General features: G+C 68.8%; 14 protein-coding genes. 3 read left to right on the top strand and 11 right to left on the bottom strand.

Annotation, left to right across the window (positions count from 1 at the left end; translation table 11 throughout):
• Positions 1–8 precede the first annotated feature (8 nt).
• The 6 genes from OMW55_RS09870 to OMW55_RS09845 all read right to left on the bottom strand — a co-directional run bounded on the left by OMW55_RS09870 (position 9) and on the right by OMW55_RS09845 (position 4,780).
• Complete coding sequence (locus OMW55_RS09870; RefSeq protein WP_264882794.1) at positions 9–311, bottom strand: GNAT family N-acetyltransferase; 303 nt, start codon at positions 309–311, stop codon at positions 9–11.
• Complete coding sequence (locus tag OMW55_RS09865; RefSeq protein ID WP_264882793.1) at positions 308–1,612, bottom strand: M20/M25/M40 family metallo-hydrolase; 1,305 nt, start codon at positions 1,610–1,612, stop codon at positions 308–310. The genes OMW55_RS09870 and OMW55_RS09865 overlap by 4 nt, the downstream gene beginning before the upstream one ends.
• The gene (gene fahA / locus OMW55_RS09860; protein ID WP_264882792.1) at positions 1,609–2,889 is read right to left on the bottom strand and encodes a fumarylacetoacetase; all 1,281 of its coding nucleotides are present in this window, start codon (positions 2,887–2,889) and stop codon (positions 1,609–1,611) included. Before fahA ends, OMW55_RS09865 begins: the two co-directional genes overlap by 4 nt.
• Complete coding sequence (gene hmgA, locus OMW55_RS09855) at positions 2,886–4,178, bottom strand: homogentisate 1,2-dioxygenase (protein ID WP_264882791.1); 1,293 nt, start codon at positions 4,176–4,178, stop codon at positions 2,886–2,888. Before hmgA ends, fahA begins: the two co-directional genes overlap by 4 nt.
• 77 nt (positions 4,179–4,255) lie before the next feature.
• Positions 4,256–4,483, bottom strand: a complete 228-nt coding sequence (locus tag OMW55_RS09850; RefSeq protein WP_264882789.1) for a hypothetical protein — start codon at positions 4,481–4,483, stop codon at positions 4,256–4,258.
• 72 nt (positions 4,484–4,555) lie between these two features.
• Entirely contained in the window at positions 4,556–4,780 is a 225-nt protein-coding gene (locus OMW55_RS09845) for a KTSC domain-containing protein (protein WP_264882787.1), read from the bottom strand.
• 156 nt (positions 4,781–4,936) lie between these two features.
• Between OMW55_RS09845 and OMW55_RS09840 the strand changes: the two genes are divergently transcribed.
• The 3 genes from OMW55_RS09840 to OMW55_RS09830 all read left to right on the top strand — a co-directional run bounded on the left by OMW55_RS09840 (position 4,937) and on the right by OMW55_RS09830 (position 12,096).
• A complete protein-coding gene (locus tag OMW55_RS09840; RefSeq protein ID WP_264882786.1) occupies positions 4,937–6,457 on the top strand; it encodes a PAS domain-containing protein in 1,521 nt (506 codons plus the stop codon).
• A gap of 93 nt (positions 6,458–6,550) precedes the next feature.
• A complete protein-coding gene (locus OMW55_RS09835) occupies positions 6,551–11,182 on the top strand; it encodes an NAD-glutamate dehydrogenase (protein WP_264882785.1) in 4,632 nt (1,543 codons plus the stop codon).
• A complete protein-coding gene (locus OMW55_RS09830) occupies positions 11,179–12,096 on the top strand; it encodes an ATP-grasp domain-containing protein (RefSeq protein ID WP_264882783.1) in 918 nt (305 codons plus the stop codon). The genes OMW55_RS09835 and OMW55_RS09830 overlap by 4 nt, the downstream gene beginning before the upstream one ends.
• On the opposite strand, the gene OMW55_RS09825 is transcribed toward OMW55_RS09830, so the two are convergent.
• The 5 genes from OMW55_RS09825 to OMW55_RS09805 form a co-directional block, all read right to left on the bottom strand.
• Positions 12,022–12,264, bottom strand: coding sequence for a ribbon-helix-helix domain-containing protein (locus OMW55_RS09825; protein ID WP_264882782.1), 243 nt, complete (start codon positions 12,262–12,264; stop codon positions 12,022–12,024). The two genes, OMW55_RS09830 and OMW55_RS09825, sit on opposite strands and share 75 nt — an antisense overlap.
• Positions 12,265–12,431: 167 nt before the next feature.
• On the bottom strand, positions 12,432–13,154 hold the full coding sequence (gene phbB, locus OMW55_RS09820) for an acetoacetyl-CoA reductase (RefSeq protein ID WP_264882781.1): 723 nt from the start codon (positions 13,152–13,154) through the stop codon (positions 12,432–12,434).
• 24 nt (positions 13,155–13,178) lie between these two features.
• Complete coding sequence (gene hemH, locus OMW55_RS09815; protein WP_264882780.1) at positions 13,179–14,186, bottom strand: ferrochelatase; 1,008 nt, start codon at positions 14,184–14,186, stop codon at positions 13,179–13,181.
• On the bottom strand, positions 14,183–16,126 hold the full coding sequence (locus OMW55_RS09810; protein WP_264882779.1) for a molybdopterin cofactor-binding domain-containing protein: 1,944 nt from the start codon (positions 16,124–16,126) through the stop codon (positions 14,183–14,185). The genes hemH and OMW55_RS09810 overlap by 4 nt, the downstream gene beginning before the upstream one ends.
• The gene (locus OMW55_RS09805) at positions 16,123–17,793 is read right to left on the bottom strand and encodes a class I adenylate-forming enzyme family protein (protein ID WP_264882778.1); all 1,671 of its coding nucleotides are present in this window, start codon (positions 17,791–17,793) and stop codon (positions 16,123–16,125) included. The genes OMW55_RS09810 and OMW55_RS09805 overlap by 4 nt, the downstream gene beginning before the upstream one ends.
• Between the last annotated feature and the right edge of the window lie 58 nt (positions 17,794–17,851).

The following is a 17,851-nucleotide window of genomic DNA, read 5'->3' as shown; positions in this document are numbered from 1 at the left end:
ATCGATTGCTAATGGTCGAGCAGACCGGCGGCGTCCGGGTCGAGCAGGTCGTGCGTCTCGGGATGGCGCGCCATGTAGGCAGCGAAGAAGGAGCATTGCGGAACAACCGAGAGCCCGCGTTCCCGAGCGGACGACAGCGCGGCGCGGACCAGCCGACTGCCGATCCCCTCCCCTTCATGACCTTCGGGCACCACCGTGTGCGGGAAGACGATCCGGTTACCTTCCAATCGGTAGGCGGTGAAGGCCATGCCGCCGCCGCCGAGGTCCAGCTCAAAGCGCCGTTCCTGTCGATTATCGATCACGTCGCTCATCGCCGCTCCCGGGCTAGGCGGCTCATCAGGATGGCCGCGCGGGTCGCCTGGAGCGGGATGGTAGGAAGGTCGACGCGCTCCTCGGCCGTATGGTCCCCGCTGCTCGCCGGGCCCAGGCCGATCAACCCGTCGACGTCGGCCGCGACGAAGCTGATGTCCCCCGCGCCGCGCTTGATCGGATCAAGGGCGGGCATGGCGCGCAGGCCGAGGTCGGCGTTGACCCGATTTAGCCGGTCCAGGATGGCCCGGTTGCCGGCGGTCGGCGCCATCGGCGGATAGCCTTCCTCGAACACCAGCTCGGCGCCGGTCACGCCAGCCAGGCGGTTCTGCGCCACGATTGATTGCATCTTTGCCTGCACGCGGGCGATCTGCTCGGCGCTGAGGGCGCGGAGGTCACCGCGGGCGACGGCCACCGGAGCGATGATGTTGGGCTTGCCGGTCGCCTCCACCCGCGCCTTGCCGGCGTCAAAGGCGGCGGTGGTGCCGCCGCCGGCCAACCCGACATTGTAGGTGAGGTTGGGCTCAGGCAGCTCGCGCCGGAACGTGTCGAGGATGCGGGTCAGCTCGTAAATTGCGCCGTAGCCGGAACCGCCACCAACTCCGCTCGAGTGGGCGCTGCGGGCTCGGACGGTCAGCACCCAATCCTGCGCGCTGCGCCGGGCGACCGAGCCCATGTCCTGCCCATTCTCGCGGACCAGCCCCTCGAAGTCGAGCGCGACGTCGGCCGCCTTGCCGGCGGCGATCAGGTCGCGGCGGGCAATCGCCTGCGGGCTGCCGGCGTCCTCCTCGTCCCCGGTCAGGAAGACAGTGACGTTGGCTCCGCGCAGGGTGCCGGCCGCCTGCATGGCGCGGAGAGCGGCGATCATCACCGCCACGCCGCCCTTGTCGTCCGACGCGCCGGGGCCATGGCCCTTGTTGCCTTCCCGAACGAAGCGCTGGAACGGCGAGTCCGGCTCGAACACCGTGTCGAGATGGCCGATGAGCAGCAGACGCTTGGTACCCGCCCGGCCCTTGTGGGTGGCCACCAGATGCCCGGCGCGGCCGGTCTCCCGCAATGGAATCCAGCGGACCTGAAAGCCGAGCGGCTCCAGTTCGGCGCGGATCATCCGGCCGACTGCCTCGACCCCGGCCAGGTTCAGCGTACCGCTATTCTGGTTGACCATCCGCTCGAGCAACCCGAGCGTGCGGTCATTTTCGGCCTGCACGGTCGCGGCCATCCGCTGCTCGGCCGGAGTAAGCGCGGCAGTGGCAGGACTCGCGAGAAAGGCGGCGACGGCGAGCGCCAGCAAACGACCGATCATCCGACCACCAGCCCGCGACACTCGCCGAAGCCGATCGGGACGGCGCCCTCCGCTTCCGCCCGCGCGGTCAGGATCAGCTCGTCGCCGTCCTCCAGGAAGCTGCGGGTCTCGCCGGTGGGCAGTTCGATCGGCTGCTTGCCGCCGCGGCTGATCTCCAGCAGCGAGCCGAGGCCAGTGTCGCTGTCGGTCGACAGGGTGCCGGTGCCGATCAGGTCGCCTGGTTGGAGGTTGCAACCGTTGGCCGTGTGGTGGGCAACGATCTGGTTGACCGTCCAGTACATGGCGGCGGCCGCACTACCATGGCTCAGGCGGTGGGCGCCCTGTCCAGCTTCGCGCATCTGGGCGGTCGAGAGCAGCGCCTCCACGGTCAGACCAAGGCCGGGCGCCGGATCGCTGTCGCGCAGATAATCGAGCGGTTGCGGGTCGCCCTCCGGCCGGGTCATGGCGGGAACGCGGAACGGCTTCAGCGCTTCGGCCGTGACCACCCAGGGCGAGATGCTGGTCAGGAAGTTCTTGGCCAGGAACGGCCCCAGCGGCTGGTATTCCCACGCCTGCAGGTCGCGGGCCGACCAGTCGTTGAGCAGGCAGTAGCCGGCGACATGCTCACCCGCTTCGCCGACCGTAACCGGCTCGCCCAACCGATTGCCGCGGCCGATCCACACGCCGAGCTCCAATTCGTAGTCGAGGCGGCGGGAGGGACCAAACACCGGCACCTCCGCTTCGGGTGGCTTACGCTGGCCCGACGGCCGGATGACCGGCTCGCCCGAGGCGCGCACGCTGGATGCGCGGCCGTGATAGCCGATCGGCACATATTTGTAGTTGGGCAAGAGCGGTTGGTCGGGGCGGAACTGCTTGCCGACGTTGGTGGCATGATGGATGCCGACGTAGAAATCCGTGTAGTCGCCGACCAGGCACGGCAGGTGCATGGTCGCTTCCGACTGGCCGATCAGCAGCGGCTCGACATCGTCGCGGTAGCGCGGATCGCTCAGCAGCTCGGACAGGCGATGGCGCAATAAGCGGCCGTCGCCATTGCCGCGGGCCAGCCAGGCGTTGAGCACCGGCAACGCCAGTTCCTCGCGCCATTCCTCGTCCAGCAGGTCGGCGGCCTGGGTCAGGTCCAGGATGAAGTCGCCGATCGCCACCCCGATCCGCCGGCCTGCCCCCTCGGCGCTGAACACGCCCAGTGGCAGGTTCTGGATGGGGAAGTCACGATGGCCGTTGGCGCTGTCGACCCAGCTGGTCAGCGCGGGGTCGTGGGTGTGGTCGAGGCCGTTCATGGCAGGCGCGCCTTGGGGAAGTCGGCCCAGGCGAGGTCATAGTCGCTCTGCGCCCGGCCGAGTGCCTCGGCGGTGACCTGGAAGGGCCAGCAGCTTTCGATCATGAAAGCCATGGTGCCGCCGATCTTCACTGGCTTCAATTCCGCTTCCGACGCCTTGCGCCAGGTGTCGACGTCGGGACCATGCCCAGCCATCAGATTATGCAGGCTGAGACCGCCGGGCGAGAAGCCCTCCGCCTTGGCATCATACTCGCCCGTCAGCAGGCCCATGCACTCGCTCATCACGTTGCGGTGGAACCACGGAGGGCGGAACGTATCCTCGCCCACCATCCAGCGCGGCGGGAAGATCACGAAGTCCACGTTGGCCCGACCATGCACCGAGGACGGCGAGGTCAGCACCGTGAAGATCGACGGGTCGGGATGGTCGAAGCTGACAGTGCCGATGGCATTGAAGGTCGCGAGGTCATAGCGCCACGGGGCGAGGTTGCCGTGCCACGCGACCACGTCCAGCGGCGAATGGTCGAGGGTCGTGACCCATAGCTCGCCGCCGAACTTCTGGATGACCTCCGTCGGTTCGTCACGATCCTCGAACGCGGCCATGGGCGTCTCGAAGTCACGCGGGTTGGCGAGGCCGTTGGCCCCGATCGGGCCGAGGTCCGGCAAGCGGAACGGAGCGCCATAGTTCTCGGCGACATAGCCGCGTGCGGCCCCGTCCGGCAGCGCCACCCGGAACCGGACGCCGCGCGGGACCAGCGCAACCTGCCCGGGCGCGACCTCCAGTCGGCCGAATTCGGTCATGAGGTCCAGGCGGCCAGATTGCGGCAGGATCAGCAGCTCGCCGTCGGCCGAGAAGAACACGCGGCCGCCCATGTCGCGGTTGGCGGCATAGAGGTGGACCGCCACGCCCTCCAGCTCGAACGGCGCGCGGTTGAACATGGCGGTGGTCAGGCCGTCGACGAAGTCGGTGCCAGGCGCGGGCTCCGGCAGCGGGTCCCAGCGCAGGCGGTTGGGAGCAAGCGGCTCCGCGCCCGCGTCAGCCTTGAAACGCGGTGCGCCCCCATAGTGCTCGAATGGCCGATGATCGGCGGTTGGCCGCAGCCGGTACAGCCAGCTGCGCCGGTTCTCGTGCCGGGCCATGGTGAAGGCGGTGCCAGACAATTGCTCGGCGTAGAGGCCGAAGGCGGGCCGCTGCGGCGAGTTGCGGCCCTGCGGCAGGGCCCCAGGCACGGCCTCGGTCGCGAAGTGGCCGCCGAAGCCGGTAAGGTAGGCGGGCGTGGCGTTGCTCAGCATGACACCGCCTTACGCCCGGCCGTCACAAGTGAAAACCCGCACGCGGCGACGGCGATCGGCGCGTGCGGGTCCCCCGCTTAGTTGACGTTGACGTTGATCGAGTCCGGCACCTTCACTTCGGTGGTCTTGTTGCCGAAGCCGAGGCTGTCGCGGAACATGTAGGCGAGCAGTAGCAGTGCGATCACCAGGATCACCGCCGCCAGCACGCCGCCGCCGCCGCCGCCACGGTCGGTTTCGACGATGGTTGTGTGCTCCACCGGACCACGGCCGGTATCGTTGACGCCGTCGTTGTTGAGATCGGCCATGAAAATGCCTCCTGTTGTGCTGGCGTAACGAACGCCAAGCCCTACGGCTGGTTCCGGGTGTCCCGCGACGGTTCAGTCGTTGGCGGCGCGGCGCTTGCGTGGAGCGGCGGGGCTGGCCAGTTCGTGGCAGACGAACCGGCCCTTGATCGACTGGTTGAAGAAGCGGCCCTTGGACGGTGCGGCGACGAACCCTTCGGCGACCGGCGCCGGCACGCCCAGGTAGATGAACCGCCGCCCCGTGGTGAAGCACAGCTCCAGCGCCCGCTCGTCCGGCCAGTAGCGTGCATCCCGGATCAAGCTCGATGCCATGATCGTCCCAACGCGGCGCGACTCCGCCGGACTCACCCGCTGCGACGGACCGATTCAGCGGCGAGTCGAACCGATATGCTCAACGCTTTGGTAACGCCGTTCGGCGTATCTCCGTGGCAGAAACGCACGAATCGGAACCGCCGCATGGATAACTTTCGCGATTTCGCCAACGATCTCGAGCCGGCTTTCGGCAGCCATGCGCCGGAGGTGCCGGACGAGTTGGACAGTTCCGACGAGCGGCGCATGCAGGTACGAGCCTACAACTACTGGGCCTCGCTGCTGGCCGGTCGCGACTTCCCCTCGATCGAGGATCTGGAGCCGTCCAGCATCGCGGACTTCGCCAAGCACAGCGTGCTGCTGGACTTCACCACCGGACCTGCCAGCGCCACGGCCGCTTATGTCGGCGCCGCCCTGCGCCGCGAATGCGACATGGACGCGGAGAGCGATAGCCTGGCGGAGGTGCCGAACGGTTCGCTGCTGGCCAAGCTGGCCGGCTATTACCCGCAGATCCTCGACAGCCGCGAGCCGGTCGGGGTCGAGGTGACCTTCGCCAACCAGCGCGGCCAGGGCCGCTGCTACCGCGGCATCCTGATGCCCTTCTCATCCGATGGTGACACGATCGACTTCGTCTACGGCGTGTTCAACTGGAGCGACGCGGAGGTCACGGCTGAAGAGGTGCCGGACGTTGCCGTCCAGGTGCCGGGGGACGAGGACGAGGTGCTGGAACTCGGCGAGCTGGAGCTGACGGAGGAGCATGACGCGCTGGAGCTGACGGACGAACACCCGCCGCTCGACCTCGACCAGCCGGTGGAGCCGCTCGATCTTGGTCACTACGAAGCCGAACCGGTGCAGATCGCGCCGGCTGCAGAGGCGCCGGCCGAGGACTCGATGCGCGTGTTGCGCGCGGTCCTGCCGGAGCACCCGGTCGAGCTGGCCGAGGAGCCGCTGGAGCTGTCCGCGGAGCCTTTGGATCTGGCCGACGAGGAGCCGGTTGCCGAGGTGGTGGACTTCGCCGAGCCCGCGTCCGAGCCAATGAAAGCTTCGCCCGTCCAATGGGACGTGCCGACTGAGGAGGACGAGGCCGAGCTGGTCGAGTGGCTGGTTGCCGCCCGCGCCACGGCCGAGGATGCCAAGATCGCCGACGGGCGCAGCCGCCAGGCGCTCTACCGCGCGCTGGCCGAGGCATACGATTTCGCCTGCGCTGCCGCCGATGCGCCCGACGAATACCAGCGACTTATGGATGAAAGCGGTATCGTGCCCCAGGCCCGTGCGCCCATGACCCCGGTCGTGAAGCTCGTGTTCGGCGCCGACTACGACAAGGCGCGGCTGACCGAATATGCCGCCGCCCTCGCTTATGCCTCGCGCCAGGGCGTCGAGCGCGGCGGTTTCCTGGATTTCATCGACGGCATGGACGGTGGTCTCAAGGGGCTGGTGGAGGCCGAGCGCCAGCTGCGCCGGCCGGACGGGCAGCCGGTGGGCGACTGGCGCGAGCGCATCGTCAACCGCCTGCGCGTCGCCGACGCGCGGCCGCTGGACAGCCTGGCGGGCAATGGCGAGTTCGCGCTGGTGCTGGTCCGCCGCGACGCGACCGGTGCGGTGGCGCCGATCGCCGCGGTCAGCGACGCCGCCCTGCTCGATAAGGCTCTGAAGAAGGCAGCGCACTAGCCGGGCGGCCACGCGAGGCCCCTACGGGTTGTCCGGTGCGGCAGGCCGTCCTAAAGGCCCGCGACACTCTCACAGCACCGGACCAAGCCCAGCATGTTGGCAGCTGATCGCGTCTCGCGGCCCCAAGAACAATCATTGCGCGACGCGCTGGTTCGAGGCGCATTGCCCGGCGAGACCGAGAACTTCACGGCCGAAGAGCAGGCGGAGGCCGCCCGCTTCGTCGCCGAAGTGGCCCGGAACCGCCACCCGGGCCAGGTCGCCCTGAAGCTGCAGTCGATGGGCGGCGAGGCCGGCCAACGGGTCATGCGGCTGGCGATCGTCAACGACGACATGCCGTTTCTGGTCGACAGCGTCGCCGGCGTGATCGCCGGGTACGGCCTGACCGTGCGCCGGTTGCTGCACCCGATCGTCGACGTCAGCCGCTCGGATATTGGCGAACTGCAAGAGATTGGCTCGGGCAAGCCGGAATCGATCATCTACGTCGAGCTGGACCGCGCCGACGCACGCGGGCGGCAGGAGCTGTGCAACGAGATCGACACGGTGCTGGGCCACGTCCGCGCGGCCGTCGAGGACTGGAAGGCGATGGCTGCGCAGATGGCGGCGGACGCGGCGGCGCTGGAGAGCGACGATCCCGAGAATGCAGCACTGCTGCAGTGGCTGGCCGACAACCATTTCACCCTGCTTGGCCATGCCGAGCTGGACGCTGGCGGCGCAATTACGGGCGCCCGAGGCATCCTGCGCGGCGACCGGCTGGTACTGTGGGATGGCGACTTCAACCCGGCCGCCGCCACGGTGCAGGTCGGTGGCGAGGAGCGACGGGTGTTGATCCTCAAGGCGGACCGAGTGTCGCCCGTGCACCGCCGGGTGCCGCTGGACGTCGTCATGGTCCTGCGCAGCGACGGCAGCGTGTCCCTGCATACAGGCCTATGGACCAGCGCCGCGCTGCGCTCGCCACCGCTGGAGGTGCCGGTGCTTCGCCGACATCTCGCCGCTCTCGATGAGGAATTCGGCTTCTCGCCGTCCAGTCATGGCGCAAAGGCGCTGGCGCACGTCATCTCCAACCTGCCCCACGACCTGCTCGTGTCGCTCGACCCGCGTGACGTGCGCGCGGCCGCATTGACCGCGATGAGCCTGGCGGACCGGCCCCGCCCCGCCCTCCTGCTGCTGCCCGGCGCGCTCCGCCGCCACCTGTTCGCCTTTGTCTGGCTGCCGCGTGACGAACTCACCACCACCCGCCGCATCGCGATCAGCCGGATGATCGAGGAAGCGGTTCTGTCGTCGGTGAAGAGCCTGGCGATCGAATTGGGCGACGGCGATCTGGCACTGATCCGGTTGACGCTCGGCTTCGACCCCTCGCGGCCGTTGCCCGACGTGCACGCCCTTGATCAGCAACTGGTCGAGATGGTGCGCGGCTGGGGCCCATCGGTCGAAAGCGAACTGGTGGAGGCGGTCGGCAGCGGCCGGGCCACGCGCCTGGCTTTGTCCTACCTGCCCTGCTTCCCTGAAGCCTATCGCCTGCGGGTCCGCCCGCAGGAGGCTGCCGCGGACATCCTGCGGATCAGCGCACTCGACAGCGACGAGCAGCGCGGCGTCCGCCTGGTCCGCTCCGCGGCCGAGCGGCCTGGCCAGCTGCGGCTCAAGATCTTCCGTAAGTCGAGCATCGTGCCGCTGTCGGACGCCGTTCCGGTGCTGGAGAACTTCGGTTTTCGCGTGCTTGAGGAGCAGCCAACGGCCCTCGGCGATGGCAGCCTGGGCCACGTCCACGATTTCCTGGTGGCCCTGCCCGAGGGCGGCGATGCCGAAACACTGCTGACCCGCGCGGAGGTGATCGAAGGCGCGATCGGCGCGGTGCTGGAGGGCCGGTCGGAGAACGACGAGTTCAACCAGCTGGTACTGCTGGCCGGCCTGGACCCCCAGCCGGTGGTATGGCTGCGCGCCTGGTTCCGCTACCTGCGCCAGACGGGAGTCGCCTACAGCCTCGTCACCATCGTCGATGCGCTGCGCCGCTCGCCGGATGCGACCCGGGCATTGATCAACTGGTTCACGGCCGCGCACGATCCGGCCGTTGGCGAGGCTCGCGAGACCGGGGTCGGTGCCGCCCGAACGGCCTTCGACGGAGCGCTGCAGTCGGTCTCCGCCATCGACGACGATCGCATCCTGCGGCTGTTCCGCGCCGTGGTTGAAGCCACGTTGCGCTCCAACGCCTTCGCACCCGCCGCGGCCGAGGCGCTCGCGTTCAAGCTTGATCCGACCAAGGTGCCGGGCCTGCCGGCGCCCGTGCCGTATCGCGAGATCTGGGTTTATTCACCGCGGGTCGAGGGCATCCACCTGCGCGGTGGCCCGGTCGCTCGTGGCGGCCTGCGCTGGTCCGATCGCCGCGACGATTTCCGCACGGAGATCCTCGGCCTGATGAAGGCCCAGCTGGTCAAGAACGCGGTGATCGTGCCAACGGGCGCCAAGGGCGGCTTCTACCCCAAGCAGCTGCCGCCCATCGGCAGTCGCGACGCCTGGCTCGCCGAGGGCACGGAAAGCTACCGTATCTTCATCCGCTCGCTGCTGTCGGTTACCGACAACATCGTCGATGAGAAGGTGGTGCACCCCGACGGCGTGGTCATCCATGACGGGGACGATCCCTACTTCGTGGTCGCTGCCGACAAGGGCACTGCTACCTTCTCCGATGTCGCCAACCAGATCGCGCTCGACCGCGGCTTCTGGCTGGGCGACGCCTTCGCCAGCGGTGGGTCCAACGGCTATGACCACAAGGCGATGGGCATCACCGCCAAGGGCGCGTGGATCTCTGTCCAGCGCCACTTCCGCGAGATGGGTGTGGACGTGCAGAGCCAGCCGGTGCGGGTGGTCGGCTGCGGCGACATGTCGGGCGACGTGTTCGGCAACGGCATGCTGCTCTCCAAGTGCCTGAAGCTGGTCGCTGCCTTCGACCACCGCCACATCTTCATCGACCCCAATCCCGACCCGGCGGAAAGCTGGCTCGAGCGCAAGCGGATGTTTGAACTGCCGCGGTCGAGCTGGGACGACTATGATCGCAAGCTGCTGAGCGCCGGCGGAATGATCGTGCCGCGCACGCAAAAGCAGATCGAGCTCACGCCGGAGGCCCGCGAGGCGCTGGGGATTGAGGCGGCGACGATCGACCCAACATCGCTGATCACCGCCATCCTCAAAGCACCGGTCGACCTCATCTGGTTCGGCGGCATCGGCACGTATGTGAAAGCCTCGACGCAGGCCAACAGCGCCGTCGGCGACCCGACCAACGACGTGCTGCGCGTGGATGCGGCCGAGCTGCGCGCCAAGGTCATTGGCGAGGGCGCAAACCTGGCAATTACCCAGGCGGCGCGGATCGAGTTCGCTGCCAAGGGAGGGCGGTGCAACACCGACTTCATCGACAATTCGGCCGGGGTCGACTGCTCGGACAACGAGGTCAACATCAAGATTCCGCTTAACCGGGAGATGCGCGAAGGGCGGCTCAGCCTCGAAAGTCGCAACCTATTGCTCGCGCGGATGACCGACGACGTTGCAAGGCTGGTGCTGGAAGACAACCGCCTGCAGACACTGGCGATATCCATCGCCGAAAGCGGCGGGGCGGCGGCCTTGCCGGCGCAGGTTCGCACGCTGGAACTGCTGGAGGCGAGTGGACGGCTCGACCGGCGGGTCGAAGGGCTGGATGCCAGCGACGTGCTGCTGCGCCGCGCGACCGACAATCGCGGGCTGACCAGGCCAGAGCTGAGCGTTCTGACCAGCCTTTCCAAGCTGGCGCTGCAGGACGCGGCCGAAGACCTCGCGTTGGCCGACGACCCGCTCCTGCACGAGCAATTGCTGGCGGCGTTCCCGGACGCGATGCGCAAGCAGCAGCGCGATGCCATCCTCGCCCACCGGCTGCGGAATGAAATCCTGGCGACCAAGATCGCCAACCGTTTCGTCAACCGCCTTGGGCCGAGCACCGCGCTCGACCTGACGGAAGAGGAAGGCGCCAGCCTGGGCCAGGTAGTCGCCTCGTTCCTGGCCGCCGAGCACCTGCTGCAGCTTGACGTATTGTGGGATCGGATCGACGGCGCGGACGTCACCGAGAAAGGCCGGCTGGAACTGTTCGCCACGGCTGCGCAGAGCATCCGTGCGCACATCAGCGACGTCCTGCGCGCCGGCGGCGGCGAGACGAACGTCAGCAAGCTGGTGGCATTGCTCGAGCCAGGCCTGAACAAGGTCAACGCCGCCGCGCGCTACATCATTCGCGAGGAGGTCCGGCACGAAGCGGCAGAGCGCGAGCAGCGGCTGGTCGGGTTGGGCGCTAGCCCGGAAATCACGCGCGGCCTGGTCAAGCTCTACGAACTAGACGGCGTGTTCGGGATCGTTGCGCTTGGCGCCCGCGAGGAAACGGACGAGCTAAAACTCGCGCAGGCCTATGTCCGCCTCGGCGAAGCCTTGGGGATCGACTGGGCAACCAGCCAGATCGGCCGCTTCGCCCCGGCCGACCAGTGGGAGCGCCTGCTCGTCGCCGGCCTCGCGCGCGAGTTCGAACAACTCCGGCTCGACTGGCTGGGCCGCAGCCGCGGCGAGGACCCGCAAGCGGCGGTGGAGCGCTGGTGCGAGCGCCAGGCGCCCCGCATCCAGCAGTTCCGCCGCGTGGTTGACCGCGCCCGCGCGGCCGGTGCACCGAGCGTGCCGATGCTGGCGCAGATCGCGAACCAGGCGCGGATCCTTCTCGCCCGATGACCCGGCTGCTGCTGCTGACGCCAGATCCGGAGTACCCGGAGCCGTTCGCCTGGGCGTTCCATGTCCAGGCCGAGGCGCTGCGCGAAGCGGGTGCGGAGGTCACCTCGCGACCATGGACGGCGGCCGGCGAGCTCGATCCGTTCGACGCCGTTCTGCCGCTGGTCGCTTGGGGCTATCACCTGCGCTACCCGGAATGGCTGGCGCTGCTCGACCGGCTCGAAGCGGAAGGCCGACGGGTGATCAACCCGGTTCCGCTGCTGCGCTGGAACAGCGACAAGGCGTACCTCGCCGAGTTCAACCGGCGCGGCATCCCGACCGTGCCGACGCTAGAGGTCGACCACCTCAACGAAGCGGCGCTAGCGGCGGCGTTCGGCACGCTTCGAACGGAGGAGGTGGTCGTCAAGCCGCCGGTCTCAGCCGGGGCGAGCGGCACCTATCGCCTGTGCCGGGGCGATGGCGCAGCCGTGCCGGAAGACGTGCACGGCCAGCGCATGATGATCCAGCCGTGGCTGCCGACCATCCAGACCACCGGTGAGTATTCGCTGATTCTGTTTGGGGGCGAACTGAGCCACACGGTGGTGAAGCGGCCCGCTTCGGGTGACTTTCGCGTGCAGCCGAACTTTGGCGGTGACACGGTGGCGTGCGCGCCGCCGCCGGGAGCGCTGGAATTGGCGCAGCAGGCCCTCGCCGCCGCTCCGGCCGAGGCCACCTACGCCCGCGTTGATCTGGTCGTGGCGCCTTCGGGCGAGCTGCAGGTGATCGAACTGGAGCTGATCGAGCCTGCGCTCTTCCTGCACTGTGCCGAGGACGCCAAGCCTCGCTTCGCCCGCGCGATCCTGTCAGCCGCCGAGCGCGCGGCCGAACAGCCACTGCCGAATCGCCGAGGTGAGGTTCGGAGGGTCGGCGACCTGTAGCCGGGCCTCGTCGATCTCCGCCACCAGCGCGTTCACTGGCAGCGCGGAATCCCGCGCGGCGATCTCCAGCGCGCTCCAGAACAGCGGCTCAAGGCTGATGCTGGTCTGGTGACCGGCGATCAGCACGCTGCGCTTCACCGGCGGGGCGTAGGTGAGGGTTTCGAACATGCTGGATCAACGCGGAAGGCTGGCCGAGGTTCGGCCCTGAGCGCCGGCGCGGAGTGAATCCGCGCCGTCGGTCCTGTCAGCCGTTGGCTGCAGGCCGTCCGAAGCTCTGCGTCTCTTCGCGCAGCTCGCCGAGCTTCCGCTCGGCTAGGCTGCGCTCGGCGCTTCGCTCAGTACATATGCTGGCCACCGTTGATCGACAGCGTCGATCCCGTGACGAACCCGGCATTCTCGTCCACCAAGAACGCCACCCCGCGCGCGATCTCGTCCGCGCGGCCGAGGCGGTTCACCGGGATGCGGGCGACGATCTTGCCCAGCACGTCCTCCGGCACCGCCGCCACCATGTCCGTGTCGATATAGCCCGGTGCAATCGCGTTGACGGTCACGCCGGAGCGCGCGCCTTCCTGCGCCAGCGCCTTGGTAAAGCCGTGGATGCCCGATTTAGCGGCGGCGTAGTTGACCTGCCCGTATTGGCCGGCCTGGCCGTTGATCGAGCCGATGTTGACGATCCGCCCGTAACCGCGCCCCTGCATGCCTTCGAACACCGCCTTGGCCATGTTGAAGCAACCGCCGAGATTGATGTCGATCACCTCCTGCCACTTGGCATGGTCCATCCGCTTCATGGTCGTGTCGCGGGTAATGCCGGCGTTGTTGACCAGCACGTCGACCGGACCCAGCGCCGCCTCGACCTCCTTCACGCCCGCCTGGCACGCGTCATAGTCGCTGACGTCCCACTTGAAGGCGCGGATCCCGGTCCGCTCGGTAAAGGCGCGGGCGCGCTCGTCGTTGCCGGCGTAATTTGCCGCCACCGTCATCCCCATGTCGCGCAAGGCGACGCTGATCGCCTCGCCGATCCCGCGGGTGCCGCCGGTCACGATTGCTGTTCTGGCCATGAAAAGTCTCCTCCGCGCAGGAGCCTATGCGCCGGCCACCCACCCCGCAAGTTCGCGCATCAGCAGGGCGTCGAGCATCGCTATCCCTTCGTCGCTGTCATTGAGGCAGTCGAGCCGGGCGAAGTGCGTGCCGCCCGCAGCAAGGAAGGTCTCCTTGCCGCGAATGCCGAGCTCCTCGATCGTCTCGATGCAGTCGGCCGAGAACCCGGGCGCGGCGATGGCGAGCTTCTTCATGCCTGCTCCCGGAAGGCGCGCCAGCACGTCCTCCGTCGCGGGCTCCAGCCACTTGGCGCGGCCGAACCGCGACTGGAACGCCGTCTCGACTCCGATGCTCAGCCGCTCGGCCAGCAGCCGCGCGGTCTTGCGGCAATGGCAATGGTAGGGGTCGCCCTTGAACAGCGTGCGCTCAGGCATGCCATGAAAGCTCAAGAGCAGGCGGTCGGGAGCAAAGTCGAGCGCGGCGAGCTGTCGCTCGATGCTGCGCTGCAGCGCGTCGATGTAGGCCGGCTCGTCATGGTAAGGCGGCAGCGTACGAAGGGCCGGCTGCCAGCGCATTTCGGCTAGCATCGAGAACACCGTGTCGTTGGCCGTTGCGGTCGTCGCGGCGCAATATTGCGGGTAGAGCGGCGCGGCGAGGATCCGCTCGCACCCGGCCGCCTTCAGCTTCTCGATCGCGGGCCGGATGCCGGGATTGCCGTAGCGCATCGCCCAGTCGACCACGACCCGGTCGCCCCACTGCCGCTGCAGCGCCTCGGCCTGCCGGCGGGTAATGGCGGCGAGCGGGGAGCCTTCTTCCGTCCACACCTGACTATAGGCATGCGCGGACTTGGCCGGCCGGGTCCGCAGGATGATGCCGTGCAAAATCGGCTTCCAGGCGATTGGCGGAATTTCGACGACCCGTCGGTCGGACAGGAACTCGGCCAGGTAGCGGCGCACGGCCGGCGCTTCCGGGGCATCGGGCGTGCCGAGATTGATCAGCAGCACGCCGATCTTGCGCGGCGAAATGGTTGGATGCTCGGCGGGCGGATTCATGCCTCGGACATCGGATCGAACGGCAGGGCGCGCAAGCGCCGCCCGCTCGCCGCCGCTACGGCATTTCCGACAGCTGGCGCGAGCACGGCGGTGGACAGGCCGCTCAAGCCCCCCGGCTCGGCAGCGCTGGGAATCACTTCCACCTCGATCCGCGGCGTTCCGGCCAGCGTCGGCGCCACTCCGCCGCCGGAGCGCAGCAGGCCGTCGCGGAAGCTCGGCGCTGGCGCGCGAGCATAGGCCAGCGCGGCGATCAGCCCGCTTTCGACTTGCTGGCGAACCAGCTGCGGATTGACTACCCGGCCACAGTCCACGGCGCAGACCAAGCGGTCTACGGCGACCTGCCCGTCGCCTCCGATCGTCGCGCTGGCGAGCAAGGCGATGTGGCTGCCGTAGGCCGAATGCGCGGCCAGCCCCAGGCTGCTGCCCGAACCGCCGCCGTCCCAGCCGCCGATCGCGGCGGCGGTGGACAGCACCCGCGCCAGCCGGGGCTTGCCGGGCAGCAGCGAGATGCGGAACGCGAGCGGCTCGGAGCCCACCTGCCGGGCCAGTTCGTCTATGAAGCTTTCCCGGGCGAAGGCGGCAAACAGGCCGTCCTGACCACGCAAGTAACCGGCGGTGATCGGCACGGCGGGCTGGGCGGCGCGGACGTCCACCCGCCCCACCGCGTACGGGAACGACGGCCACAGCCCCGCCACTTGGCCGGCAAGCGCAATCGGTCGGTTATCGGGGCCCAGCTGCGCGCGCAGCCGTGCGCGGGCGGGGGCGAGCACCGGATCGACGGCGCGGGCGTGAGCCGGCGACAGCACCACCTGCACCGGTCGCCCGAGGCGCCGGGCAAGTTCGACGGCGATCGGTGCCGCCGGGTTGCTCATTGCGACCCCATCGGGACTGCCGACCGGCATGGGATAGAGCTGGCCACCGCCGATTGCGGCGAGCAGGGCGTCGGGCTGCTGGGTCGATGCCCACGCTTCCAGCTGGCCATTGACCCAGCGGGCCGTGGCAGCGGGTGGCTCCAGCCCCAGGTGCGGAACAGGCGCCATGGCGTAATCGGCCGTCACGGTGCGGCCGGTCAGCGACGGCAACTCGTTGCCGGCCAGTGCCAGCTCGACCGCCTGCGTGATGCCGTCGTCGTCGCCACGTGACCCCTGGAATGCCGGCGCGGCTGCGGCCAGTGCTCGGCGTGCCGCCCAGCTGGTGTCGGCCACGGCGGCGACCCACCCCTCGCCCCGATGCAGGCCCTTCGGCACCTCGCCGGCCGGACGGCCGATCAGCGCTGCGGCATAGACCTGGCCGGGCAAGCGAACATCCGCGGCGAAGCGCATTGACCCGTCGCTCTTGGGCGGCCCGTCGACGCGAGGAAGCGGCTGCGCTGCGAGACCGGCTGGGCGGTTGCGAAGCGGGGCGTCCTCCGGAGCGGCGGCCTGCGCTGCGGCCTCCGCGAGCGCAGCAAAGGGCAGGCGCTTGCCCTCATGCAGGACAAACCCGCCGGCCGTGTCACACTCCCCGGCCGCGACGCCCCACTGCTTCGCTGCCGCCGCACACAACATGATTCTGGCGGTCGCACCGGCCTGGCGCATCGGCTCGGCGAACGCCCGAACAGACGTCGCAGCAGCGGTGGTCCGGCCCCGGCCGCCAAGCACCTGATTGTCGTACACCCGTCCGACGGGCGCGGGGATGACCGCCACCTTGGTCCAGTCCGCACCGAGTTCGTCGGCCAGCAGCTGCGGCAGCGCGGTCCAGATGCCCTGCCCGGTCTCCACCTGCGGCACGGCCACCGTGACCCGCCCGTCGGTCCCAACCTTCAGGTAATGGCCAAAAACCTGCTCGCCCTTGCCGATCGGCAGCCCGGGCGCAAACCGGCGCGGCCAGGCCGCCCAGGCGACGACCAGCCCCAGCCCGGCGCCGCCGCCGACCAGCAGCGTACGCCGATCGATCCTCAAGCGGCGTACTGTGCCTTGAGCGCCACCCGATCGATCTTGCCGGTGCCGAGCCGCGGCAGATTGTCGTGAGCGAAGATGAAGCGGGCCGGGATCTTGAACGCCGCCAGTCGCGGCTCGAGAAAGCGGCGCAGCTCCTCCTCGCTGAGGTCGGCGCCTTCGGCCGGCAGGACCACCGCGACCGGCACCTCGCCCAGCCGCTCGTCAGGCGCGGCGAACACGGACGCCTCGGTGACGCTCTCGTGGGTGTAGATGGCGGCCTCGACCTCGACCGGGCTGATGTTCTCGCCGCCGCGGATGATGATGTCCTTCTTGCGGTCGACGATGAACAGGTAGCCGTCCTCGTCGAGGTAGCCGATGTCGCCTGTCTTGAAGAAGCCGTCCTCAGTGAACGCGGCGAGCGTCGCGTCCGGGTTCTTCCAATAACCCTTGATGTTCGCGGCCGTGCGGATGGCGACTTCGCCGCGCTCGCCCTGCGGCAGGTGCGCATCGTGGGCACCGAGGATCGCCACCTCCACATAAGGCAGCGCGCGGCCCGTCGAAGCCGGCTTGGCTATGTAGTTGCCCCAGTAGTTGCCGCAGCCGACCGCGTTGGTCTCGGTCAGGCCGTAGCCCAAGGCCGGCTGCGCCGTTTCGAAGCTGTCCTTGAGGCGCTGGACGTGCGCCACGGGCCGCGCCGCGCCGCCGGCCGCAATGTCGGTCAGGCTGGAAAGGTCATGCCGATCCCGGTCGGGATGGTTCATCATTTCCAGGCTCATGGTGGGGACGCCCACGAAGTAGGTGACCTTCTCCCGGGCGATCAGCCGCAGCGCCTCGCCCGCGTCCCACTTGGGCATCAGCACCATGCCGCGGCCGATGACGAAGCTGTTCAGCAGCACCGGCACCTCGCCCGTGACATGGAACAGCGGCACGCTGACCAGGGTCTTGGGCGGGTTCTTCGGCCCCTCGCCCATGCTCTCCATGATCCCGAGCAGGCACATGAGGCTGGTGGCATAGGTGTAGACGCCCTGCGTCACCGCCCGGTGGGTCGACAGCGCACCCTTGGCGCCGCCGGTCGAGCCGGACGTGAACAGGATGGTGGCCTCGTCGTCGGGCGCGACATCCGGCAGCACGGTGTCGAACGACGGAACGTCGTCCAGCAACGGCGCAAGTGCCTGGCCGAGCGGCTGGGCGACCTCCAGCGACACGATCGGCCATGGACCGCAGGCCGCACCGATCCGCTGCGCGCGCGGCGGGTCGGCCAGGATCAGCTTCGGTTCAGTCAGCTCCAGCGCGTGCGCCATCTCGTGGCTTTGCCACCAGCCGTTGAGGAGGGTGGAAATGCCGCCTGCCTTGAGCACTGCCATATGACTGACGATCCAGCTCGGACAGTTGCGCATGGCAATGCCGACCCGGTCGCCCTTCTGGACCCCGTGCCGCGCCACCAGCGCCCGGGCGAGGTCGTCCGAGATGCAATCGAGGTCAGCGAAAGTCAGCCGCTCCTCACCGGCGATCACCGCCTCTACCTGGCCGTTCAGCGCGCAAAAGGTCTTGAAGAACAGCGGCAGGGTCGCTGGAAAGTTGGTCACCACCGTGCGCCCGAGATCGTCCTTGCCCAGCACCACGCGGCCGCCAGGGCCGGTGACCGCCGCCAACACCGCGTCATAGCGTTGGTCGAGTTCACTGGGCATCCGGCTCTCCTTGGCGTTTGGGGCGGGGGTCCTTATGAGGCGGGCCACAGCAACGGGG

Source organism: Sphingomonas arvum (assembly GCF_026013565.1).
GTDB lineage: Bacteria > Pseudomonadota > Alphaproteobacteria > Sphingomonadales > Sphingomonadaceae > Sphingomicrobium > Sphingomicrobium arvum.
Note: the sequence above shows the minus strand (reverse complement) of the source record. Positions and strands in the feature narration are given on the sequence as shown.

Bases quoted from the DNA above. Each gene is read 5' to 3' on its own strand.
- OMW55_RS09870 (WP_264882794.1), bottom strand. From the start codon at position 311: ATGAGCGACGTGATCGATAATCGACAGGAACGGCGCTTTGAGCTGGAC.
- OMW55_RS09865 (WP_264882793.1), bottom strand. From the start codon at position 1,612: ATGATCGGTCGTTTGCTGGCGCTCGCCGTCGCCGCCTTTCTCGCGAGT.
- fahA (WP_264882792.1), bottom strand. From the start codon at position 2,889: ATGAACGGCCTCGACCACACCCACGACCCCGCGCTGACCAGCTGGGTC.
- hmgA (WP_264882791.1), bottom strand. From the start codon at position 4,178: ATGCTGAGCAACGCCACGCCCGCCTACCTTACCGGCTTCGGCGGCCAC.
- OMW55_RS09850 (WP_264882789.1), bottom strand. From the start codon at position 4,483: ATGGCCGATCTCAACAACGACGGCGTCAACGATACCGGCCGTGGTCCG.
- OMW55_RS09840 (WP_264882786.1), top strand. From the start codon at position 4,937: ATGGATAACTTTCGCGATTTCGCCAACGATCTCGAGCCGGCTTTCGGC.
- OMW55_RS09835 (WP_264882785.1), top strand. From the start codon at position 6,551: ATGTTGGCAGCTGATCGCGTCTCGCGGCCCCAAGAACAATCATTGCGC.
- OMW55_RS09830 (WP_264882783.1), top strand. From the start codon at position 11,179: ATGACCCGGCTGCTGCTGCTGACGCCAGATCCGGAGTACCCGGAGCCG.
- OMW55_RS09825 (WP_264882782.1), bottom strand. From the start codon at position 12,264: ATGTTCGAAACCCTCACCTACGCCCCGCCGGTGAAGCGCAGCGTGCTG.
- phbB (WP_264882781.1), bottom strand. From the start codon at position 13,154: ATGGCCAGAACAGCAATCGTGACCGGCGGCACCCGCGGGATCGGCGAG.
- hemH (WP_264882780.1), bottom strand. From the start codon at position 14,186: ATGAATCCGCCCGCCGAGCATCCAACCATTTCGCCGCGCAAGATCGGC.
- OMW55_RS09805 (WP_264882778.1), bottom strand. From the start codon at position 17,793: ATGCCCAGTGAACTCGACCAACGCTATGACGCGGTGTTGGCGGCGGTC.